Source organism: Amycolatopsis nalaikhensis, from assembly GCF_030264295.1.
Classification (GTDB): Bacteria; Actinomycetota; Actinomycetes; order Mycobacteriales; family Pseudonocardiaceae; genus Amycolatopsis; species Amycolatopsis nalaikhensis.
Window position 1 is genome coordinate 5,279,941 of sequence record NZ_CP127173.1, and the last position, 21,635, is coordinate 5,301,575.

Annotated in this window: 21 protein-coding genes; 12 read left to right on the forward strand and 9 right to left on the reverse strand. The window is 74.4% G+C overall.

Annotated elements, in window-relative coordinates:
• Nucleotides 1–91 precede the first annotated feature (91 nt).
• The gene (locus QP939_RS26110) at nucleotides 92–643 is read right to left on the reverse strand and encodes a hypothetical protein (RefSeq protein ID WP_285459511.1); all 552 of its coding nucleotides are present in this window, start codon (nucleotides 641–643) and stop codon (nucleotides 92–94) included.
• The gene (locus QP939_RS26115; protein ID WP_285459512.1) at nucleotides 640–927 is read right to left on the reverse strand and encodes a hypothetical protein; all 288 of its coding nucleotides are present in this window, start codon (nucleotides 925–927) and stop codon (nucleotides 640–642) included. Before QP939_RS26115 ends, QP939_RS26110 begins: the two co-directional genes overlap by 4 nt.
• A gap of 1 nt (nucleotide 928) precedes the next feature.
• Between QP939_RS26115 and QP939_RS26120 the strand changes: the two genes are divergently transcribed.
• Entirely contained in the window at nucleotides 929–1,144 is a 216-nt protein-coding gene (locus QP939_RS26120; RefSeq protein WP_285459513.1) for a hypothetical protein, read from the forward strand.
• Nucleotides 1,145–1,191: 47 nt separating this feature from the next.
• Here the strand turns inward: QP939_RS26120 and QP939_RS26125 are convergent, their stop codons facing one another.
• On the reverse strand, nucleotides 1,192–2,805 hold the full coding sequence (locus QP939_RS26125) for an alpha/beta hydrolase (RefSeq protein WP_285459514.1): 1,614 nt from the start codon (nucleotides 2,803–2,805) through the stop codon (nucleotides 1,192–1,194).
• Nucleotides 2,806–2,823: 18 nt separating this feature from the next.
• Between QP939_RS26125 and QP939_RS26130 the strand changes: the two genes are divergently transcribed.
• Both QP939_RS26130 and QP939_RS26135 read left to right on the forward strand, forming a co-directional pair.
• Nucleotides 2,824–3,228, forward strand: a complete 405-nt coding sequence (locus QP939_RS26130) for a hypothetical protein (RefSeq protein WP_285459515.1) — start codon at nucleotides 2,824–2,826, stop codon at nucleotides 3,226–3,228.
• A complete protein-coding gene (locus QP939_RS26135; RefSeq protein ID WP_285459517.1) occupies nucleotides 3,225–3,695 on the forward strand; it encodes a YbaB/EbfC family nucleoid-associated protein in 471 nt (156 codons plus the stop codon). Before QP939_RS26130 ends, QP939_RS26135 begins: the two co-directional genes overlap by 4 nt.
• Here QP939_RS26135 and QP939_RS26140 read toward each other — a convergent pair.
• From QP939_RS26140 to QP939_RS26155, 4 genes are read right to left on the reverse strand one after another with little or no spacing between them, the layout of a single operon-like run.
• Nucleotides 3,652–4,311: a response regulator transcription factor gene (locus QP939_RS26140; protein WP_285459519.1), complete on the reverse strand. Its 660-nt coding sequence runs from the start codon at nucleotides 4,309–4,311 to the stop codon at nucleotides 3,652–3,654. The genes QP939_RS26135 and QP939_RS26140 overlap by 44 nt on opposite strands.
• Nucleotides 4,312–4,340: 29 nt before the next feature.
• Complete coding sequence (locus QP939_RS26145; protein ID WP_285459520.1) at nucleotides 4,341–4,961, reverse strand: helix-turn-helix transcriptional regulator; 621 nt, start codon at nucleotides 4,959–4,961, stop codon at nucleotides 4,341–4,343.
• Nucleotides 4,958–6,193: a type VII secretion protein EccE gene (locus QP939_RS26150; RefSeq protein WP_285459522.1), complete on the reverse strand. Its 1,236-nt coding sequence runs from the start codon at nucleotides 6,191–6,193 to the stop codon at nucleotides 4,958–4,960. Before QP939_RS26150 ends, QP939_RS26145 begins: the two co-directional genes overlap by 4 nt.
• The gene (locus QP939_RS26155; RefSeq protein ID WP_285459524.1) at nucleotides 6,180–6,983 is read right to left on the reverse strand and encodes an AfsR/SARP family transcriptional regulator; all 804 of its coding nucleotides are present in this window, start codon (nucleotides 6,981–6,983) and stop codon (nucleotides 6,180–6,182) included. Before QP939_RS26155 ends, QP939_RS26150 begins: the two co-directional genes overlap by 14 nt.
• 60 nt (nucleotides 6,984–7,043) lie before the next feature.
• Here QP939_RS26155 and QP939_RS26160 point away from each other — a divergent pair, with 60 nt between their 5' ends.
• From QP939_RS26160 to mycP, 7 genes are all read left to right on the forward strand, one after another.
• The gene (locus QP939_RS26160) at nucleotides 7,044–7,715 is read left to right on the forward strand and encodes a response regulator transcription factor (RefSeq protein ID WP_285459525.1); all 672 of its coding nucleotides are present in this window, start codon (nucleotides 7,044–7,046) and stop codon (nucleotides 7,713–7,715) included.
• On the forward strand, nucleotides 7,712–8,974 hold the full coding sequence (locus QP939_RS26165; RefSeq protein WP_285459527.1) for a sensor histidine kinase: 1,263 nt from the start codon (nucleotides 7,712–7,714) through the stop codon (nucleotides 8,972–8,974). The genes QP939_RS26160 and QP939_RS26165 overlap by 4 nt, the downstream gene beginning before the upstream one ends.
• A 95-nt stretch (nucleotides 8,975–9,069) precedes the next feature.
• Entirely contained in the window at nucleotides 9,070–10,935 is a 1,866-nt protein-coding gene (locus QP939_RS26170; RefSeq protein WP_285459528.1) for a fibronectin type III domain-containing protein, read from the forward strand.
• Nucleotides 10,932–11,906 (forward strand): AAA family ATPase, encoded by a 975-nt coding sequence (locus QP939_RS26175; RefSeq protein WP_285459530.1) that lies wholly within the window; start codon nucleotides 10,932–10,934, stop codon nucleotides 11,904–11,906. Before QP939_RS26170 ends, QP939_RS26175 begins: the two co-directional genes overlap by 4 nt.
• Nucleotides 11,906–13,027, forward strand: a complete 1,122-nt coding sequence (locus QP939_RS26180) for a DUF58 domain-containing protein (RefSeq protein ID WP_285459532.1) — start codon at nucleotides 11,906–11,908, stop codon at nucleotides 13,025–13,027. Before QP939_RS26175 ends, QP939_RS26180 begins: the two co-directional genes overlap by 1 nt.
• Entirely contained in the window at nucleotides 13,024–15,114 is a 2,091-nt protein-coding gene (locus QP939_RS26185; protein ID WP_285459534.1) for a transglutaminase TgpA family protein, read from the forward strand. Before QP939_RS26180 ends, QP939_RS26185 begins: the two co-directional genes overlap by 4 nt.
• A gap of 83 nt (nucleotides 15,115–15,197) precedes the next feature.
• Nucleotides 15,198–16,529 carry a type VII secretion-associated serine protease mycosin gene (gene mycP / locus QP939_RS26190; RefSeq protein WP_285459536.1) on the forward strand — a complete coding sequence of 444 codons (1,332 nt, stop codon included), beginning with the start codon at nucleotides 15,198–15,200 and terminating at the stop codon, nucleotides 16,527–16,529.
• Nucleotides 16,530–16,573: 44 nt separating this feature from the next.
• Here mycP and QP939_RS26195 read toward each other — a convergent pair whose 3' ends face one another.
• Nucleotides 16,574–16,870 carry a WXG100 family type VII secretion target gene (locus QP939_RS26195; RefSeq protein ID WP_285459537.1) on the reverse strand — a complete coding sequence of 99 codons (297 nt, stop codon included), beginning with the start codon at nucleotides 16,868–16,870 and terminating at the stop codon, nucleotides 16,574–16,576.
• Between the two features lie 18 nt (nucleotides 16,871–16,888).
• Nucleotides 16,889–17,221, reverse strand: a complete 333-nt coding sequence (locus QP939_RS26200; RefSeq protein ID WP_244180950.1) for a WXG100 family type VII secretion target — start codon at nucleotides 17,219–17,221, stop codon at nucleotides 16,889–16,891.
• 141 nt (nucleotides 17,222–17,362) lie between these two features.
• Between QP939_RS26200 and eccCa the strand changes: the two genes are divergently transcribed.
• Together eccCa and QP939_RS26210 are read left to right on the forward strand one after the other, a co-directional pair.
• Nucleotides 17,363–21,337 (forward strand): type VII secretion protein EccCa, encoded by a 3,975-nt coding sequence (gene eccCa / locus QP939_RS26205; RefSeq protein ID WP_434219664.1) that lies wholly within the window; start codon nucleotides 17,363–17,365, stop codon nucleotides 21,335–21,337.
• Nucleotides 21,337–21,633 (forward strand): hypothetical protein, encoded by a 297-nt coding sequence (locus tag QP939_RS26210; protein ID WP_285459539.1) that lies wholly within the window; start codon nucleotides 21,337–21,339, stop codon nucleotides 21,631–21,633. Before eccCa ends, QP939_RS26210 begins: the two co-directional genes overlap by 1 nt.
• The last annotated feature ends 2 nt before the right edge of the window (nucleotides 21,634–21,635 follow it).

Consider the following 21,635-nt stretch of genomic DNA (forward strand, 5'->3'; position numbering starts at 1 on the left):
CGACATCCACGATGTCTCACACGTCCGGTTGCCCGGGCGTGGCGGAGAAGCAGCTGGTACTGAGGGTTCTTCGTCTCGTCCAGCCCTCGGATCATCGGGTCCACGGCGGCGGGGGGAGCGGCGGCCGCAGTGAGGCGGGCGGTGGCCCGACCTTGCCTGAGATGAGCCGGAGGATCGCGGTGCCGTCTCGCAGGTCGGCGATCTGCAAGGCCAGCACGCCGTCCACGGGTTTCGGCTTCTGGGGTGCACCGCTGCTGCAGCTGGAGCCACTCCCGTTCTCGTACAAGGTCAGCACGCATCCGGGTGTGAGGGTGCCGGTGGCGCCGCTGTCGGTGGCGAAGCCGATCCCGTCGGCGGTCACGGAGTCGACGGAGATCCGGTGTAGCCCGCCCTGACCGGTCAGCGGGATGTCCGCCGGGCCCCTTACCCGCACCTCACAGGTGCCGTCGGCGCATGCGGCGTAGTCACTGCCGTCGGCGGCGGTCGGTGCCGCGGACGACGACGAAGTGACGGCCGGCGTCGGCACCTCGGCCGGCGGTGCCTCGCCGCCGCACCCGGCGGTCAGAACCACCAAGGGAACGACACAGATTCCTCGTTTCACCGTTGCCGGCGCCGCGCCGGTGGGGGCCGCGGCCCGGATCACGTGATCGCCCCGGGCTGAAGCACCAACGCCGGCTTGCCGCCTGCTTGCGTCAAGCCGACCTCGATCGACGGGGAGCCGCGGAACCCGAAGCTCGCCCCACCGAGACCCGGGCCGATGCTCGACTCGGCGCCCCCGCCCTGCGGGTAGGCGACGCTGAACGTGAGGCTGTCGGCGCTGATCGCCGTCACCCGCAGCGAGGAGTAGTGGAACTTGGCGGCATCCAGGGGAATCGTGGTGGGCTTGGAGAGCGGCAGCGTGCAGTCGCCGTCGAAGCAGTCTCGCACCTTGGTGCTGGGCGGCGCGGGCGGATTCGGGTTGCGGGAACTGGAAGTCGTCGTGGGTGTGGCCGTGGTCGACGGGACGGCCGAAGATGTCGTCGCCGGTCTGGTCGTCGATACCGAAGGCGCGGACGGTGCCTGTGCCACCGGTGCGCTGCCACAACCGGCCAGTCCGACGGAAACCACTGCCAGAACGGGAATGTTTCGACGCATGGAACAGTGATAACACCCATTTCCCAGCGGTGACGGCACTTGTCCGGTTCCTGCCGGTCAAGTCCGCCGGCCGGCGATGATGTCGCCGATCGTCGGCAAGGACGGGTTTCCCGGGTCCCAGTATTCGCTGTGTGCCGCGCCGCTCAAGCCGCCGAACCAGCCCGGGGTGCCCGGCGCCGACTCGAAGACCTCGCCACCGAAGGCCGGGTCCGCCGGGTCCGGGCCCAGCGCGATGTCCTGGCCGGGGTCGAGCGGGCCACCCGCCACGGAGGGTTCGGTGTTCACCTTGATGTTCGTGATGTGGATCATGTCGTTCGCCGCGGTCGTCGAGTGGACGTGCTCGGCGACGTGCGCTTGGTCGACGCCGTCGAGGTGCAGCTGGTCCGCGTGGTCGACACCGACGCCCGGGCTGGCCACGAAGACCACGTCGTCGGCGTTCAGGCCGCCGTCGCGGGCGGCGTGCCCGATCGTGGTGGTGCCGTAGCTGTGGCCCAGCACGGTGTTGTGCGAAGCGGGGCCCGCGTGCGTGGCGCGCAGGCCGTCCTGGAACGTTTGCAGGTCGGCCTTCCCGCCGTCGGCGTAGGATTCGCTCGCTGCGTTGTAGAGTTCGTCCGGCGCGTCGTAGCCGACCCACGTGATGACCGAAGTGGACGGTGAGCCCGCGGCCTGCGCGGCGTCGTACATCGCGTCGGCGCGGTGGATGTCCGCGGCGATGCTGTTCAGGTCGGCCATCGTCCCCGGGACGTAGGTGGTGACGTTCGCCGCGGTGTCGGGGTTCCCGGTCGCGACGACACCCTTGCCGTCCGCGGTCGTGTCGAGCTCCAGCAGGAATGCCGGTGGCCCGCCCCCGTTCAGCCGGTCGCGCAGGGCGGTCAGGCCGCGCACCCGCTCCCGCAGAGCGCTGTCGCCGCCGTCCGGAACGCCGCCTCCGCCACCGGTGTAGGGGTTGTAGCCCTGGTTCCGGTCGGCTTTGAGCGCGGCGTTCGCGGTGTCGATCTCCCGGTCGAGCGCGGCCCGGTTGAGCGAGTCTCGGACGGTCGCGGGGATGCCGTCGCGGTTGCGGATCGAGTCCGGGGCGTCCTGCATGACCTTCGCCCGGTCGGCGTCGGACAGCCCGTCCCACCAGGCTTTGACCGCCGCCGGGTCGCCGGGCGGTGGCGCCGCCGGTGGCGGGCCGTGGTCGGGCGCCGGCAGCGGAGCCCCGACGCCCTTCGAAATCCGGCCCGCGCTGTCCGCCAGCACTCGTTGCGCCAGCACGGCGACCTGGCTCGCGAACTGCGCCCGGTAGGAATCGGCGGCCCCGGCGGGCAGCTTGGCGAGATTCTGGTAAGTGGGCGCGTTCTTCGCGATCAGGTCCACAAGGGACTGTTTCGCGGCGGCGACCTCGTCGGCGAACGCCGTCACCCGGGCCGCGACCTGCCGCATCGCCTGGCCGTTGTCCCCGGCCTGGGTCAGCACCCGGTGAGCGCGGGTGAACATCGCGACACCGGCGGTGTCGGTCCACGAGGTCGTCAGGTCGGCGGTGTTCGTCGCCGCGGCCCGGTCGAACGCCCCGGCCGCCGACTCCCAGGAGCCGGCGAGCGTGCGCACGGAGTCTTCGTTCGTGTCGGGCCACGGGACCTTGGCTTTCACCGCGCTCCACAGGGCGTCGGTGGGTTCGGCGATGGGCATGGCTCCAGGATTCCGTTCGTGCGAACGGAAGCACGCGCGGTGGCCGAAAGCGGCCACCGCCGGTTCAGCGCCGCGCGCACCCCGGAAACTGGGCGGGTGACCACAGCAGCGGGCGATCAGATGGGTATGGACACCGACACCGTCGACCGCGGCGCAAAGGCCCTCGCCGACAGCGGCACGGCTCTGCGGACCGCTTGGCGTGCCGGCGATGCGGCCATCACGGCGGGGGAGCCGGCGATCGGCACCGGGGTGCTGGGCGCGGCCTTCCGCGACGGCTACACGAAAACGAGCGACGCGGTGCGCCAGGCCGCCGGGCTCATCGCGCCGGACTTCGCCGCGACCGCCGAAGCCGGCCGGGCGTCCGCCGCGGACTACGCGGCGGCCGACCAGCGGGCCCGGGCCACGATGGCGGCCGGTCGGTGACCGAAAAGATGTCTCCCGACGGCACTGTCCGCGCCGCCTTCGGCGAACGGGGCGAACTGGTGCGGCTGTGGCTCGATCCCCGCGTCCTGCGGGCGCCGGACCGGCTGGCCGCGAGGGTGCTCGACACGCTGGCCTCGGAAGCCGAGTTCGATTTCGAGCCCGTGCTCGAGGGGCTCGCCGGCTTTCCCGCGCTGCGCGACAGCCTGGCGCGGTTCCGCGACGAACTGCCGGGTGTCCGGGAGACGGCGATCTCGGACGACGGCCTGATCAGCGCCACCGTGACCGGCGACGGCCGGCTCGCGGACCTCGCGGTGAGCCCACGCGCCTGCCACGACTCGAAAGCGCTGGCGGCGGCGATCGCCGCTACCGTGCGGCAGGCGGCGAAGGCGGTCGAGCGTCGCAACTTCGCCACCGCGCACGAGCTCACGGCGCCAGCCGGTAGCCCACGCGGTGCTCGGTGTGGATGAGCGACGGCGGCCGGAGCTTGCGCCGCAGCTGCGCGATGACGACGTCGAGGACGTTGGTCGCCGGGGCGGCCATCTCGTCCCAGCCGTGCGCGAGCAGCTCGGCCCTCGGGACCGCCTCGCCCGCGCGCCGCGCCAGCAGCTCCAGAACCGCGAACTCGGTGCGCGTCAACGTCAGCAGCACGCCGCCGCGGCGCACTTGCCGGCTGCCGAGGTCCATTTCGAGGTCGCCGCAGCGCAGCACCACCGGCTCGGCGGCCCGCGGCGCCCGGCGGCACAGGCTGCGGACGCGGGCCACGAGCTCGTCCACCGCGAAGGGTTTCACGAGGTAGTCGTCCCCGTGGGCGAGCCCGGCGATGCGGTCGGCGACGGCGTCGCGCGCGGTGAGGAACAGGACCGGCGTCAGCAGGCCGGCCGTGCGCTTCGCCGCGAGGAATCCGACGGAGTCGCCGCTGGGCAGCATCCGGTCCAGGACCGCGCAGTCGTAGCTGTTCACCCAGAGCGCCTCGTCGGCGGCGGGCAGGTCGTCGACCGCGTCGACGGCGAATCCGGCCCCGCGCAGCGCGGCGCCTACCGCGAGCCGGAGGTCGGGGTCGTCTTCGACGATCAGCACACGCACACGTCCGGACAGTAATACCCGGCACCCGGTCAGCCCACTTCGGCCAGCAGCCAGCCACGGTCAGCGGCCTTGACCCCGGCCTGGAACCGGCTGCGCGCGCCGAGGCGCCGCATGATGTCGGCGACCATGCGGCGCACGGTGCGGACCGACACACCGAGTTCGGCCGCGGCGGACTCGTCCGTGTGGCCGGTGGTGAGCAGCTCCAGCAGCCGGGCCTGGCGCTGGTCGAGCTCTTCGTCGTGGCCGCCCTCGATCAGCGGGGTCGCCGCCGGCCAGAGCCGGTCGAACAGCTCGACCGTCGTCGTCACCACGCCGGGCAGCCGGAACGCGAGCACGCCGGAAGAGCTGATCGCGCGGTCGGCGGGCAGGACGACGAGCGAGCGGTCGAGCACGAGCGCGTCGGTCGGGACCGTGGGCAGGGTGCGCACGGACGCCCCGGCCAGCGCGAGGGTGCCGAGCCGCCGGCTCAGCGCCGGAGCCGTCCGGGCCGTGTCGGGCACCAGGATCCGGTAGCTGACGCCGCGGCCCAGGTGGACGTGGTCGTTCGGCCGGACGGCGCCGAGCGGCGCGCGGGCCGCCGGGCCCGAGGTGCTCATGACGAGGACTTCGCGGCGGGCGTCCGCCAGCAGATCGTCGCGGGGCGTGGTCATTCTGAGGTCCCTCCGATCGGGAGCGTGGTGGTGACGCCCGTGAGGTGGTGGCCGTCGAGGCGGTGGAGCCGCAGGCCGTGGCCCGCGCACCAGCGGGCGAGCCCGGGCAGCGCGGCGTCGAGCGCGGTGGGGGAGCGGGCGGCCAGGCGCAGGGCGGCGCTGGTCGTGCTGCCGCGCGGCGTGCGCCGGGCCTGCGCCGCCAAGGTGACGGCGACGCCGGCCGGCCGGCTGAGCAGACCGGCCACCAGGCGTTCGGTGACCGGCCCGGGCACGGCGTTCCAGCCGTCGAGCCGGAAGCACACCTGGGAGACTCCTCCGGTGCGCCAGCGGCGCCACTCTTCGCGCAGCTCGGTCCGGCCGCCGGTGACGTGCGCGAGCGCGGCGATGGTGGCGAGCCCGGCTTCGCGGCCGAGCGGTTCGGCGGGCACGCCGTGCTGGGCGAGGCCACGCAGCACGCGGCGCAGGGTGTTGCGCAGAACGAGGGTGAGCAGCTCGTCGTCGGCGTGCTCGGCGGTGCGGACGGCGTGCACGCCGAACCACCGCCGCGGCGGCGAGCCGGGCTCCCCGCCCGCGTGGAAGATCCCCTGCACACCGGGGTAAGGCCCGTCGGGTCCGGCCTCGGGCAGCAGGACGGCGGGCGAAACCCACCGCGGCCCGGTGGTGGTGGGTTCGGTGACGGCCGCGACGCCGCCCGCATGCCGGATCACCAGGACGGGGACACCGGCGAGTTCGGTGGCCCCGAAGCTGACGGCGGGCAGCAGGTGGCTCAGCAGCGCGGCGGCCCGTTCGTGCGGTGGCAGGGTGAGGTCGCGGGGGCGGGCCCAGTAGCCGAGACCGCGTGCGGCGAGTTCGGCGAGGCCGCGGTTCCGGACGCGGATGGTGCTACCGCCGAGCCCGGCGGCGGCGAGTGTCGCGGCCGCGGTGACGGGCCAGGGCTGGGTGAGGGATGCGGCGACCAGCGCGGCGGCGCATTCCCAGCGGACGAAGGCGCCGGGGCGGGGAAGCGGTCGCGGAGGTTCGGCGGGCGGTCGGGCGACGGCGGCCGGTGGTGCGGGCCTGTTCGCGGGCAGCGACAGCGGCGCGGAATGCGGCAGGGGACCGCGGACGGCGGCCGCGACCACCGGCGGCGGGGTGGCCGGGGTGTGGGTGGCGGCCGGGGCCACCGGACCGGCCACCGCCGGGTTGATCGCCGCCAGGACCGTCGGCCGCTCCCCGGACTCAGCGCCGGCCATCGCGCACCTCGCCTTCGACCGCCTTCCGGAACGCCGTCGTCAGCTCGGGCCCCGGCTCGACCCCCAGGTCGCTCCGGAGCGCCGCGCGGGCCCGGCGGTACAGCGCTATCGCGTCACCCGGCCGGCCCCGGTCGCACAGCAGCCCCATCCAGCAGACCCACGGCTGCTCCCACCACGGGTCCTCGTCCACCAGCCCCCTCAGCAGCGTCTCGGCTTCGCGAAACCGCCCGAGCGAGCCGGACAGCTCCGCCAGTTCCAGCCGCAGGTTGCGGTGTACGCCCTCCAGCCACGTCACCGTGCCCAGGCCGGAGTCCGCGCGGAGCCCGTCGAACGGCCTGCCGCGCCACAGCTTCAACGCCGAGCCGAACAGGGCCGCGGCCCGCGCACGAGAGCCCTCGTCCCGTGCGCGACGGCCCTGCCCGGCCAGCAGCTCGACGTGGTCGACGTCGAGGTCGCCCGGCTCCACCCGAAGCCGGTAGGCGTGTTCGCCGCGCTCGATGCGGGGGCCGCCGAGGGCGTCCGGGAGTGTCCGGCGCCAGTGCCAGATGTAGGTCTTGAGGTTCGCCTCGGCGGACGCCGGCGCGTCCTGTTCCTGCCAAGTCGCCGCGATCAGCTGCTCGACGTCCACCCATTCGTTAGCGTGGAGCAGCAGTGCGGTCAGCACCGCCAGTGGCTTCCGGGCGCCGCGGACCCCGCGCACCCGGACCGGTCCGAGCACGGAGAACAACGCGGGAAGGGACACTGTGGACAATGGCCCGGTGGACACCTCGGGCAGCGTGGTCGCCGGCATCGCTGGCACCCCCCTCGTGGTCTGCTGTGCTCAGCCTGCGCGACCGGACATGAGGATTCGATGACAACGACCCGGGTGCTGGTCGTCGAGGACGACGAGAACCTGCGCTTCGCGGTGGCCACCGAGCTCACCGCCGGGGGCCTCGCCGTCGTGACCGCCGCCGACCTGGCCGGCGCGGACGCCGCCCTGCGTGCGGGCGACGTCGCCTGTGTCGTCTTCGACCGGATGCTGCCCGACGGCGACTCGCTGCACTTCGTCGAACGCCGGCGCCGACGCGGCTGGGCCGTGCCGGTCCTGTTCCTCACCGCCCGCGACAGCACCCAGGACCGCGTCGACGGCTTCGCCCACGGTGGCGACGACTACCTCGTCAAGCCGTTCTCCCCGGCCGAGCTGGCAGCTCGGGTGCACGTCCTGTGCCGGCGCGGCGGCACGCTCCGGCCGTCCGTGCTGAGCCTCGCCGACCTGGAGCTGGACAGTGCCCGCCGCGAGGTCCGCCGGAGCGGGGTGCTGCTGACGTTGTCGGACAAGGAGTTCGCCGTGCTCGAGGTGCTGCTGATCCGCGCCGGGCAGGTGGTGAGCCGCGAAGACCTGCTCGAACACTGCTGGGACGGCTCGGCCGACCCGGTCGCCAACGTCGTCGACGCCGTCGTCAAGCGGCTGCGCGCCAAGCTGCGCGCACCCGGCCTGATCCACTCGGTGCGCGGCGCCGGCTACCGGCTGGCGGCGGAGTGACGCGCTCCTCGGCCGACGGCCTGCGCCGCCTGCGCGTGCTGCTCACCATCCTGTTCACCGCGATGAACACGATCGGCCTGGTCGTGGTCGCCTGGCTCGTCCTCGCGGCCGACTCCCGCCAGCGCGACGAGCACCTCGACGACGAGCTCTACCGCGTCACGTCCGTGGTCAAGCGGCTGCTGCGCGCCGACGGCCCGGACGGCATCAGCACCGCCGGCGTCGACCGCGACGAGGTCAACGACGCCTGCCCGCAGTTCGCCGTGCTGCCCGGCGGGTCCGGGACGTTCCCGGCGAAGCTGAGCGGCCGCTCGTGTGTGGCGGTCGACGTCAACGTGCTCAACGGCTACGCGCAGCAGGCCGTCGAGCAGGGCAAGTTCCTCTACGGCGAGATCGACGCCCCGGACGGCAGCCCGCTGCGGATGCGCGTCGACCCCGTCCGCGCCCAGTCCGGCCGCTACGCCGGGGCCGTCGTCGCGGTGGCCGATGCCCGCGCCGAGGCCGACGCCCACGAGCGCCAGGTGCTCTGGGTGGTCGGCGGCGCCGTGGTGCTCGCCGGGGTGCTCGGCCTGGCCGGCTGGCTGCTGTCCGGCCGCGCGATCCGGCCCGCGGCGAGCGCCCTCGAGCAGCAGGAACAGCTGCTCGCCGAGACCGCGCACGACCTGCGCACCCCGGTGGCCGCGTTGCGCGCCCTCGCCGAGACGGCGCAGCGGCACCCGGCCGAGTCCGCCGAGCTGCTGCCCCGCACGGTGGCACTGTCCGCCCAGATGGGCGAGATCATCGACGGCCTGCTCGTGCGCGCCCGGCTCGCGGCCGGGGTCGACCGGCTCACCGTGCAGCCGGTCTGGCTCGACCAGCTGGTCGCCGGGCTGGTCGAGGACACCCCGGCCGAGGGCGCCCGCGTCACGCTCACCGCCGCGCCGTGCACCGTGCTCGTCGACCCGGTGCTGGTCCGCCGCGCGATCGGCAACCTCCTGGACAACGCGCTGCGCTACGGACGCCGGCCGGGGGAGCAGGCCGTCGTGCACATCACCGTCGCCGGCGGCCGGGTCACCGTGGCCGACCACGGCCCCGGCGTCGACAGCACGACGGCGGAGGAGCTGTTCGACCGGTTCCGGACCGGCAGCGGCTCGTCCGGCCTGGGCCTGTCGATCGTGCGCTGGGTCGCGCAGGCCCACGGCGGCCGCCTCAACCTGTACAACGCCGACGAGGGCGGCGCGATCTTCGAGCTGGAACTGCCGCCGGCCCCCGAGCGCCACTGAGCGTCACCGGATCTTTCGCCTGCTCTCGCGCGTGATCACACTGCTGGGGTGCGGAAATGGACCGGGAATGTATCCGGTGTCGTACACTCCGTCACGTGAAGCTGGGGATCAAAGTGCGGTTGCCGGGGGGCAAGAAGCTGCGTTCCCGGATCCCGCTGGTGCTCGTCGTGGCGTTGTGCGCCGGAGGCGCCGTCGTCGCGCTGTCGGGCAAGACACCGTCGGCCGGGACCGACTTCGTGCCCGCCGGGCACTGGTTCTACGACTCGGAGACGCAGTCCGCGCTGCACATCGACGGCTCGACCGCGCAGATCGACTCCGCGGGCCAGGTGCCCGGGCGTCCCGGCAGCCAGGTGCTGCAGGGCGACACCAGCGGCTACGTCGTCGGACAGGACGGCGGCATCACGATGTTCGACCAGTCCACCCTCGCCGCGCAGCCGCCGCAGCCGGCTCCCGACGACGAGCGCGGGCTCGCGATCGAAGCCGCGGGCGGCCCGTACCTCGCCTACCGCAACGCGGGCAAGATCGCGCGGCTCGGCGGTGCGGTCCAGCTGATCGACGTCGAGGGGCCCTTCGGCGACCCGGTCGCGACCGCCGACGGCACACTTTGGCTCAACCGCACCGACACCGGGCAGCTGTGCCGGCTGCGCAAGGACGACTCGTCGGTCTCCTGCCCGGCCTCGGCCCAGCCCGGCGACACCGGCGGCATGACCCTCGTCGGCGGCAAACCCGTCTTCGTCAACACCCACGACCGCACGCTGCGCACCGTCGGTGACGACGGCGAGGGCGCCGCGGTGCCGCTGGACGTCCCGGTCTCGGCCGCGACCCGCCCGGCCGCGGCCGACGTGCGCGGCCGGATCGCGCTGTTCGATCCGGAGAGCAAACGCCTGTACCTGGTGGACCCGGCCGGGTTCGACCCGGCGAAACAGCGGGAACGGCCGATCTCCGCGCAGCTGCCGCCGGGCGACTACGACGGCCCGGCCTCGACCGGCGACGTCGTCGCCCTGGTCGACAAGGCGGGCGACAAGCTGCTGACCTACGACCACACCGGTGCGGCCCGCGACGCCAAGCCGATCCCGCCCGAGCCCGGCACGCCGAGACTGGTGCAGGGCGGCGACGCCCGCGTCTACGTCGAAGGCGACCAGGGCCGGCACGTCCTGGTGCTCGACCACGACGGGAGGGTGTCCGACGTCCCGGCCGCGGGCCGCCCGGCGGCGACGAGCCCGCCGCCCAGCCCGCCGCCGCCGGAAACCCCGGTCGTCGGCAGCTCGCCGCCGGCGCCGCCGCAGCAGCCGGAGCGGACGGTGGTGCGCACGGAACGGCCGAAGCCCGCGCCGACTCCGAAGTCGACGCCGAAACCGCCGCCCGCGCCGCCGCCCACGGTCGCGGCGAGCCCGCCGAGCGCGCCCACGCAGGTCTCCGCGAAGGCGGGTGACGGATCCGCGACGGTCAGCTGGGGCGCGGCCGCGGCCAACGGCTCACCGGTGACCGCGTACAAGGTCACGTGGAGCGGGGGCAGCAGCGGCTCGGTGACGATGATCGCTTCGGCGCGCTCGACCACCGTGCGGGGCCTGGCGAACCGGAAGGCGTACACGTTCACCGTGAAGGCGGTCAACGAGGTCGGCGACGGGCCCGGCGCGTCGTCGGGCTCGGTGACGCCGGTCGGCACGGAGAAGCTGACGCTCTCGCGCGGCGGGAAGTGCGACGCCCAGTGGGACCGCGAAGGCTGCGCGAAGATGCACGTGGTGCTCAGCGGGTTCGCGCCCAACGCGCACTTCGACATTTATCCGCACTCGACGGATTCCGGCTACGACAACGAAGGTCACGGGGTGGAAACCGACTCGAGCGGGCGCGCGTCGTTCAGCGCGTTCGACTACTTCGGGGTCGGCCACACCGTGTGGGTCACCACGACCAGCGACGGCGCGACGATCACGTCGAACCGTCTCAAGTGGACAGGGGGATGAGCGTGCCGACACCGGCCGAGGTGTACGAGCGGATCGCGGCGAACGTGCAGACGGTGCTGCGCGGGAAGCCGCAGGTGGTGCGGCTGGCCGTCGCCGCGGTGCTCGCCGAGGGCCACCTGCTGGTCGAGGACGTGCCCGGGCTCGGCAAGACGACGCTGGCCCGGTGCCTGGCGCGCAGCATCGGCGGCAGCTACCACCGGATCCAGTTCACCCCGGACCTGCTGCCCGGCGACATCACCGGCGTCCAGATCTACCACCAGGGGGAAGAGGCGTTCCGCTTCCACCCCGGCGGCATTTTCGCCAACGTCGTGGTGGCCGACGAGATCAACCGGGGCACGCCGAAGACCCAGTCGGCGCTGCTGGAGGTGATGTCCGAGCGCACCGTCACCGTCGACTCGGAACGGCACGAGGTGCCGGCGCCGTTCGTCGTCGTCGCCACCCAGAACCCGATCGAGATGGAGGGCACCTACCGGCTGCCCGAAGCCCAGCTCGACCGGTTCCTCATGCGCCTGACCGTCGGCTATCCCGACCTGGCGACCGAAGTACTGGTGATCATGAGCGACCGGGCCGGGATCGGGCCCGACGAGCTGTCGCCGGTCGTCGACCTGGAGACGCTGCGCGCCGCGATCGCGCAGGTGCGGGCGATCCACGTGGACACCGCGGTCTGCGAGTACGCCGCCCGCATCGCCGCCGCGACGCGCACGCACGTCGCGCTTCGGCACGGCGCGAGCCCGCGTGGCAGCATCGCGCTGATCCGGACCGCGCAGGCGATCGCCGCCACCCACGGCCGCGGGTACGTGACCCCGGACGACGTCAAGGAGGTCGCGCGGCCGGTCCTGGCCCACCGGCTGATCCTGACCTCCGACGCCGAGCTGGCCCAGCGCGAACCCGCGGACATCCTCGACGAGGTGCTGGCCGCCACCCCGGCCCCGACCATGCGCACCCCGGCCGCCGGGACCCCGGTCGGCTGATGACGCGCCCGACCGCGCGGGGCACCGGACTGGCGGTGACCTCGGTGGCCCTGCTCGCCACCGGCCTGGCCGGAGGCTGGCCGCTGCCGCGCGCGCTCGGCGCGGCCGGGCTGCTGGCCGTCCTCGGCGCCCTGCTCGCCGGCGCCCGCCGCGTGCGCGTCTCGGTGTCCCGGGACGTCTACCCGGACCGCGTCGGCCGCGGCCGTCCGGCGTTCGCGCAGCTGCGGGTCCGCAACGCCGGGAGCCGGCGCCAGAGCCCGTTCACCGCGGGCGACCGCGTAGGCGCCGGGACACGCGAGGTGCGCGTCCGCGCGCTGCCGCCGGGAACGGAGTCGGTGCAGCACTACGAGCTGCCCACCGCAGTCCGCGGCCGGCACCAGGTCGGGCCGCTGACCCTGGAACGCCGTGACCCGCTCGGACTCGGCCGGGTCCGGCTCACCACCGGGGACACCGCGACGCTGTGGGTGCACCCGACGGTGCGGCCGGTGCGGCTGCCGGTCGGCGGGCACCCGCGCCACCACCACGAGGGCGTCACCACCGAGCTGTCCCCGCACGGTTCGCACGACCTCCGCGACGTCCGCGAGTACGTGCCCGGCGACGAGGTCCGGCACCTGCACTGGCGAGCGACGGCCCGGACCGGGCGGCTGATGGTGCGCGACTTCGTCGACCCGGAGCAGCCGCGGTTCACCGTCGTGCTGGACACCCGGTGCCCGCCGGGCCCGCTGTTCGAGGAAGCCGTCGACGTCGCCGCCTCGCTGCTGGCGGCGGCCGCCGCGGCCGGGCAGCGCTGCCGGCTGGTGACCTCGGGCGGCGTCGACGTCGCGACGCCGTCCGGCCCGCAAGCGGTGCGGCGCCTGCTGGACGAGCTGTGCGTGCTGACCGCGGGCGCCCCGCCGGACGCGCCTCTGCTGCCGGAGAGCCGCGACCGCGGCGGCATCCTGACCGTCGTGGCCACCGGCGCGCCGGACCTGGCGCCCGTGGCGGCGGTCCGACTGCGCTACGCGAGCACGGTCGCCGTCGTCCTGGGGTCGTCGGCGCCGCCCGCGGGCGCGATCCGCGTGCTGCTCGCGCCGGACGCTGTCACCGCGTTGCGGCGGTGGACCGAGGTGGTGGCGTCGTGACGCGGGCCGTGGTCCTGCTCCTGACCGTGCTGCCCGGCCTGTTGTTCGCGCCGGTGTTCGGGTTCTGGGCGCTGTGCCTGCCGGTGCTCGCGGCTGGGGTCGTGTGCTTCGGCGTCGCGGAGCTGTGCGCCCGGCGGCCGGTGCTGCTGCCCTGGCGTCCGGTCCTCGCGGTCGTGCTCGGACTGACCGCCGTGGTCGAGATCGTGGTGGGCGGAACCGCTTCACCCGGTGCGGCGCTGCGCGTCCTCACTGCCGGGGTGACCGACTCCTGGCGGCTCACCCTGCAGACGACGTGGCCCGCGCCGGCGGACCCGGCGCTGGTGCTGTTCGTGCCGCTGCTCGTGCTGGCCGCGTCGGTCCTGGCCGTCGAGCTGCTCGGGCGACGGCCGCTGCTCGCGTTGCTGCCTTCGCTGCCGATTCTGGTGCTCAGCCAGGCATACGGCGCTCTGACCGGGGTGACCGCGCTGGTGGTCGGGGCCGGTTACGTCGCACTGGTGGTGCTGCTGCTGGTGCTGACCGGGCCCGACCGGCCGGCGACCCCGTCGCCACTGCCGCGCGTGGGGACCCTGCTGCTCGCCGCGGTGCCCGCGGTCGCGCTCGGCTGCGCCGGAGTCGTCGCCGGCAGCGTCGCGAACCCGGCCGGGACGCCGGCGTTTTCGTTGCAGGAGAACCAGCCCGCGCCGCTGCCGCCGGGCCGCGTGGCCAACCCGCTGACCGAGATCGCGGGACGGCTGCTGCACCCCGAGGTGCCGGTGTTCCGGTACTCGAGCGGCACGCCGGTCGACCGGTGGCGCTTGGCCGTCCTCGACCGCTTCAACGGCGTCACGTGGTCACCGGGCGGTGAACCGCGGCGGCTCGGCGCACCGCTGCCCGCCCCGGCGGCGCCACCGTCGGACCTGCGGACCGCCGACGTCACGGTGTTCGGCTCGCTCGGCCCGTGGCTGCCGAGCCAGCCGCTGGTGTCCGGAGTGGACGGAGTGGCACCGTTCGTCGACGCCGCGTCCGGCCAGCTGCGGCTGCCGGGCCCGGCCGACGGCGCCGCGTACCGGTTGCGGTGGTGGGAACCGGGCGGCCAGTCCGGGCTGCTGGGACGCGGGGTCGACCCGGCCGCGGCCCGGGACGTCGGTGACGTCGGCGCGGTCCCACCGGAGGTCACGGCGCTGGCGCGGGCCGCCGTCCGCGACCTGCGGCCGTCGTTCCAGACGGCGTTGCTGCTGGAGAAGTACTTCAGCGACCACTACCGCGTGGTGCGCGCGGGGGAGCGGTTGCCGACCGGCAGCGGCTGGCCGCAGCTGAAGCGGTTCCTGCTGGAGACGCGAGCCGGGACGAGCGAGCAGTTCGCGGCGGCGTACGTGGCGATGGCGAAGCTCCTCGGCATACCGGCCCGCCTCGCGGTCGGCTTCCGGTCGCCGGCGGGCGCGGGCCGGGACGTGGTGGTGCGCAACGCGGACGTGCTGGCGTGGCCGGAAGTCGCGGTCGACGGTGTCGGCTGGGTAGCCCTGGACCCGACCGGGGCCGCGGCGCCGTCAGGCGGCCTCGGCGACACGACGGCGCGCGCCCGGGCGGCGCTGCCCCCACCGGACCAGGTGGCCCCGCCCCGCCTGCCGGCCACCGGACCCGGCGGCACCTCGGGCCCGGACGCCGGTTTTTCGGTGCCGGGGCCGGTGTTCGCCGTGCCGGCGGCGGTGCTGCTGGTGCTGTGGCTGGCGGGAGTGCCGGTGGCGGGGCTGGTCCGCGGGTGGCGACGGCGGCGCCGGCCAGGCTACGAGTCGGTGGCGGGCGCGTGGGCGGAAGCGCGCGATCGGCTGCGCGCGCACGGCGTGGTGCTGACGGCCGGGATGACGGTGCGGGACGCGCTTTCCGCGGTCGGACCTTCGGCACCGCCGGAAGTGCGGGAGGGGTTGTCGGAACTGGCCGACGCCTTCGACGCGGCGATGTGGGCCCCTTCCGCGGCGGGCGGTGAACGCGATCGGGCGTGGTCGGCCGTCCGGAAACTGCGGCGCGGCCTGGCCAAAGCCCGCCCGGGCCGCCGCATCCTGGCCTGGTTCGACCCACGCGCCTTGCGTCCCTCCCGCGGCTGGTCGTGAGTGTGAAACAGGGTTAGAACCCGGTTTCACACTCACGACCCCGGCCGTGGCGGCGAACCGGCCCTGCCATGAGAGTGCTCGTCATGGCTTCGAACTCGGGCTTGACCGGTTCCGGCCAGCGCGCCCCGGGCGTCGAGCGCGGCCGTGACGATGGGGTGATGAGCCGAAGCATGCCCGCGTTGGCGGGGATCGTCGCCACGGTGCTCCTCTCCCTCGCCCCGCCCGCGGCCGCCGCACCGCCCGCCGGGGCCTGTGCCACCGCCGAAGGCGCGCACCCCGTCGTCGCCGAACTCCCTTGGGCTCAGCGCACCCTCGACCCCCGTCGCGTGTGGACCCACAGCACGGGAGCCGGGGTCACCGTCGCCGTCGTCGACTCCGGGGTCGACGCCGGCCATCCGCAGCTCGCCGGGAAAGTCCTTCCCGGCAAGGACTTCTTCCTCGCCGGCGATCTCCCCGGCGACTTCGACTGCGCCTCCCACGGCACGGCCGTCGCCGGGATCATCGCCGCCGCGCCCCAGGCTGGTGTCGGCTTCCAAGGGCTCGCCCCCGGAGCCACCGTGCTGCCCGTGCGGATCACCGACCGCGACCTCGCCGACGACGGCCGCCCGACCCCGATCGACCCCGTCGTGCTCGCCCGGGGGATCTGGTACGCCGCGGATTCCGGGGCGAAGGTGCTCAACCTCTCCCTCTCCGGGTACGCCGACGACCCCATGGTGCACGACGCGATTCGGCACGCCCAGCAGAACGACGTCCTCGTCGTCGCGGCCGTCGGGAACCGCGGCTCCGGCCCGTCCTACCCCGCGATGTACGACGGCGTCCTCGGTGTCGGCTCGATCGACATCGGCGGCCACCGGGCGCAGGGCTCACAGGTAGGGTCCTATGTGGACATAGTGGCGCCCGGGGCCGGCGTGCTGAGCACGACCCGCGCGGGCGGCCACGACTACTTTGACGGCACCAGTTTCGCCGCCCCCTTCGTCACCGCCACCGCCGCGCTCGTCCGCGCGGCCGCGCCGAACCTCAGCGCCGCCGAGGTCGCCGACCGGCTGATCGCGACGGCGACCCCGATGCCCGGCGGCGCGGGCAGCCTCGAGTACGGCGCCGGCCTGGTCGACCCCTACCGGGCGGTGACCGAAGGGCTGACCACCCGCCCGGCGGCCCCGCTGCCGTCCGTGGTGCCCACCACGCGCGACCACGAAGCCGAAAGCGTCGCGGCGTGGTGGGCGCGGCAGGGCAGCGCGGCGCGGGCCGGAGTCGCCGTCGCGCTGGCCGCGACTCTGCTGGGCACCGCCCTGATCGTCGTCCTTCGCCGGGGGAAACGCCGGCGGTGGACACCGGCCCGGACCCGGCCGCTGCCGCCGCGTCCCGACCGCGAACCGGTCGCCGCGGAGCCGTTCCTGCTGCCCGGCGGGCACTGAGAAGGGGCGGTCCCGAACCTCGGGACCGCCCCTCGTCAGCAGCCTCAGATCGACGTGCTCCCGACCCGCGCCCTCGCCGACGCCAGCGCCTGCTGCAACTCGGTGTTGGTGTTGTCGACGCCGCCGCGCAGCGCCTCCAGCATCTGCTGCTGCGCCTGCGAAACCTGCTGCCAGGCGGCACTCACCTCGGAGAACTGCCCGCCCGCCTGGTCCTGCCAGCCCTCGGCGGTCTGGCCGGACATCGTCTGCCAGGTGCTCATCTCCTGGTCGACCCGCCCGATGGTGCTGCGGATCTGATCGGTGAGCCGGTGCAGCTCGCTGAAGTTTCCCTTGATCAGCACGAGAATCCCCTTCCGGAGTCAGGCCCGCAGCGCGCCGCCGAAGGGGCTGTGCCCCTGAGCGGATTCGATGCCGGCGCGCGCCGCGTCTTCGGCGCTGAGGTAGGTGTTGGCCGAGAACTGCGTGTTCTCACCGAGGTTGCCCAATGCCGCGGTCAGCCGGGTGATGCCCTGATCCCATTGTTCGTGCGCGCGCACGAACGCTTCGTAGGACGTCCCGACCCACTGCCCGTGCATCGCGCCGACCACCGGCAGCAGCGAAGCCCGGTGCCCGTTGATGCTGTCCGCCACCGAACCGGCGGTCTTCGCCGATTGCTGGAGGACGTCCATTTCGCCGTGTAGCTGATCCTGCATGCTCGCCACGCGCGGCTCCTTTTCTCACCGGAGTAACCGTTTCCGCGTCGACGCTAGGTGCCGCGCGGCCCGCGTGGCCCGGTCACGGCACGTTCCTGCCACACCGCCCCACACCGCCGCGCGAGGCCCGACGATGGCCGGGTGGCGACAACCTTGGTGCACCGCGGCGATCGGACGGCCGGGCCGGCGATGCCGTCCGGCGAGGTGGTGCTGGAGGCACCGCCCGAGATCCCGCTGCCGTCGGGGCGGACGTGGACCCAGGCCCTGATGGTCCTGCCGATGGTGGCGATCATGGGCGGCACGCTGCTCGGCTTCGGCGGGACGGCGAGCGCGCTGCGCTACGTCGTGCTCGGCCTGTTCGGCGTCGCGATCCTCGGCATGCTCTGCGCGGCCTTCCTCAACGGCGGCGGGGTGAGCAAGCGCGAGATGGCGCACGCCCGGCGGCTGTACCTGCGCGGTTTGGCCCAGCACCGGATGCGCGTGCTCCGCACCATCGATCGGCAACGCGCGGCGCTGGCCCACCTGCACCCCGAGCCGGCGACGCTGTGGTCGCTGGCCGCCGGGCCGCGGCTGTGGGAACGACGGGCCGCCGACCCCGACTTCCTGGTCGCCCGGATCGGCCTGGGTCCGCAGGCCCTGGCCACCCCGATCGTCCCGCCGGACACCCTGCCCCTCGAACGGCTGGAGCCGCTTTCCGCGCTCGCGCTGCGCCGGTTCGTCACGGCGTACACCACGGTCGGCGGGCTCCCGCTCGCCGTCTCGATCAACGGGTTCGCCCGCCTCCACCTCACCGGCGACCGCGACCGCCGCACCGCGCTCGCCCGGTCCCTGCTGGCCCAGCTGGCTGTCCTGCACGCACCCGACGACGTCCGGATCGCCGTCTGCGCCGCGCCCGGCCGGCTTCCGGAATGGGACTGGGTCAAGTGGCTGCCGCACGCGCTGCACCCGGAACGCACCGACGCCGTCGGCCCGCTGCGGCTGGTCGCGCCGACCGCGACCGGGCTCGAGGCGATGCTCGACGACCTGCTCGCCGGCCGGCCGCGGTTCGACCCCGACGGCGCCGGGCGCGCCCCGGCCCCGCACCTGCTGGTCGTCCTCGACGGCGGCGACGTCCTGGGCTCCGACCACCTGATGACCGGCGGCGGCGTCGAAGGCGTCACCGTGCTCGACCTCAGCTCACCGGTGCCCCGCGCGCTCGACCGCGGCACGGCCGAGCTTTCCGTCGGTCCCGACGGAACCCTCGGGGCCCGCACCGCCGGTGGCACCGAGGAGCTCGGCCGCGCCGACGAAATGGCGCTCAGCGCCGCCGAAGCGCTCGCGCGGACGCTGGCGCCGCTGCGGCTGCCCGGCGGGCCGCGGGGGGAGCAGCCGCTCAGCGGCGAACTGGGCCTGGAGGACCTGCTCGACCTCGGCGACCCCTTCGCGTTCGACCCGGCCGACACCTGGCGGCCACGGCCCAGCCGCGACCGGCTTCGCGTGCGGTTCGGGATCACCCCCGACGGTACGCCGGTCGAGCTGGACCTCAAGGAGTCCGCGCAGGACGGCATGGGCCCGCACGGCCTGCTGATCGGCGCCACCGGGTCCGGCAAGAGCGAGCTGCTTCGCACCCTCGTGCTCGCGTTGGCGATCACGCACCCGCCGAACCAGCTCAACTTCGCGCTCATCGACTTCAAGGGTGGCGCGACCTTCACCCGCCTCGACGGGCTCCCGCACACCAGCGCCGTGATCACCAACCTCGCCGACGAGTTGCCGCTGGTCGACCGGATGGCCGACGCGATCAACGGCGAGCTGATCCGCCGTCAGGAATTGCTGCGCGCGGCCGGGAACTTCGCGTCGCTGCGCGACTACGAGAAAGCCCGGCTCGCCGGCGCACCGCTGGCCGAAGTGCCGACGCTGCTGGTGGTCTGCGACGAGTTCAGCGAGCTGCTTTCGGCCCGGCCGGATTTCATCGACATGTTCGTCCAAATCGGACGGGTCGGGCGGTCGCTCGGCGTGCACCTGCTGCTGGCCAGTCAGCGCCTGGAGGAAGGCAGGTTGCGCGGGCTCGACGGCCACCTGTCCTACCGGATCGGCTTGCGCACGTTCTCCGACATGGAAAGCCGCGCGGTGCTGGGCGTCACCGCGGCGTTCACGCTGCCGCGCGCGCCCGGCCACGGCTTCCTCAAGTTCGGCACCGAGGTCATGACGCGGTTCCGGTCCGCCTACGTCTCCGGCGTCCACCGCCCGGGCACGACCGGCGCGGGTCCCCGCGAGCACCAGGCGGCGATGCGCGAGTACACGACCGCCTACGTCGCACCGGAAGTCACCGAAGAAACCGAAGCCGAGGAAGACCTCGACGAAGCCGTCGGCGAGAGCCTGCTCGACATCCTCGTCGACCGGTTCACCGGCAAGGGCACGCCGGCGCACCAGGTTTGGCTCCCACCGCTGCGCGAGCCGTCCACGATGGACGGCCTGCTCGGGGTACCGGTCGTGGATCCGGTGCGCGGGCTCACCGCAGGCGGGCCCGGGCCGCAGGGGAAGCTGCGCGCCGTCGCCGGGATCGTCGATCGGCCGCTCGACCAGCGCCGAGACCTCCTGGAGCTGGACTTCTCCGGCGCGGCCGGGCACGCCGTGGTCGTCGGCGCGCCGCGGTCGGGCAAGAGCGTCGCGCTGCGGGCGATCATCACGAGCCTGGCGCTGACGCACACGCCGCGCGAGACGCAGTTCTACTGCCTCGACTTCGGCGGTGGCACGCTCGCCACGCTGCGGGGCCTGCCTCACGTCGGGAGCGTCGCCGCGCGGCAGAACGCCGGCGCGGTCCGGCGCACGGTCGCCGAGGTGGCCGGCGTGCTCGCGGCCCGTGAACGCCGGTTCGCCGAGCTGGAGCTCGACGGCATGCCGGAGTACCGGCGCCGCCGTGCCGCGGGCGAGTTCGCCGAAGATCCGTACGGCGACGTCTTCCTCGTGGTGGACGGCTGGCTGACGCTGCGCAAGGACTTCGAAGACCTCGAGGAAGTCGTCGCGGGGATCGCCGCGCGCGGGCTCGCCTACGGCGTGCACCTGCTGGTGGCCTGCTCGCGGTCGTTCGACCTGCGCCCGGCCGTGCGCGACCTGTTCGGCGGGCGGCTGGAGCTGCGGCTCGGCGATCCGGTCGACACCATGGTCGACCGGGCCAGCCAGCTGCTCGTCCCGGAGAACGCGCCCGGTCGCGGCGTCACGACCGGGCGCCACCAGATGCTGACCGCGCTGCCCCGGATCGACGGGCGGGCCACCGCCGACGACCTGCCGGCCGGGTCCGCGGCGCTCGTCGAAGCCGTCGCGCGGGCTTGGCCGGGGAAGCCCGCGCCGAGTGTGCGGCTGCTGCCGGGCGTGCTGCCGTATGCGGAACTGCCCGTGGTGGACGACCCGGCCACGCACCGGCTCGCGGTGGGGATCGCCGAGCAGGACCTGGGGCCGGTGCGGCTGGACTTCGCCGCCGACCCGCACCTGCTGCTGCTTGGCGACGGCGAGTCCGGGAAGACGGCGTTCCTGCGTCTGCTGGCCCATCGCATCGCCCGGGCGTACCGGCCGGAGCAGGCGCGGCTCATCGTCGTCGACCACCGGCGCGGGCTGCTCGGGGACCTGTCCGAGCCGCACCTGCTCGGCTACGGCACCGACCCGGCGTCGACGGCGAACCTCCTGGCCGAGGCCGCCCGCGGGGTCGCCGAACGGCTGCCCGGCCCCGACGTCACCCCCGCCCAGCTGCGGACGCGGTCGTGGTGGCGCGGGCCGGAACTGTTCGTGCTGGCCGACGACTACGACCTCGTCGTGAACCCCGCGGCGAATCCGTTCCTGCCGCTGCTGGACCACTTGGCCCAGGGCCGTGACATCGGCCTGCACGTCATCGTGACGCGGCGGACCGGCGGGGCCGGGCGCGCGCTGTTCGAGCCGTTCCTCACGCGGCTGCGCGACGTCGGCACGCCCGGGTTGCTGCTGTCCGGCGACAAGGAAGAAGGACCGCTGCTCGGCGGGGTCAAGGCCGAGCCGCTGCCGGCGGGGCGCGGCCGGCTGATCGGCCGCCGCGAGGCGCCCAAGCTGCTGCAGCTGGCCTGGCTGCCACCCGGTGAAATGACCACAGTGGACGAAGGGAAACCCTGATGGGAGAAGACATCCACGGCCTGACCGACGGCCTGGAACAGTTCGCCCCGCAACCGCCCGACCCGGCCGTCGCGGCCGCACGCCCGGGCATCGCCGGCGGCGGCCTGCGCGAAACGGCCGACCTGGCGGCCGCGGACACGGCATCCGCGACCGCGCTCGCCTCGTACGTCCGGCGCGCGCACGACGAGTTCGTCGCGCTGGCGCGAATCGCCCGCGGCTCGGCACAGGACTACCTCGCGGGCAACGCGGCCGGGGCCCGGGCCCTGGCCGCGGCCGGCACCGGACTGGGGGACTGAGC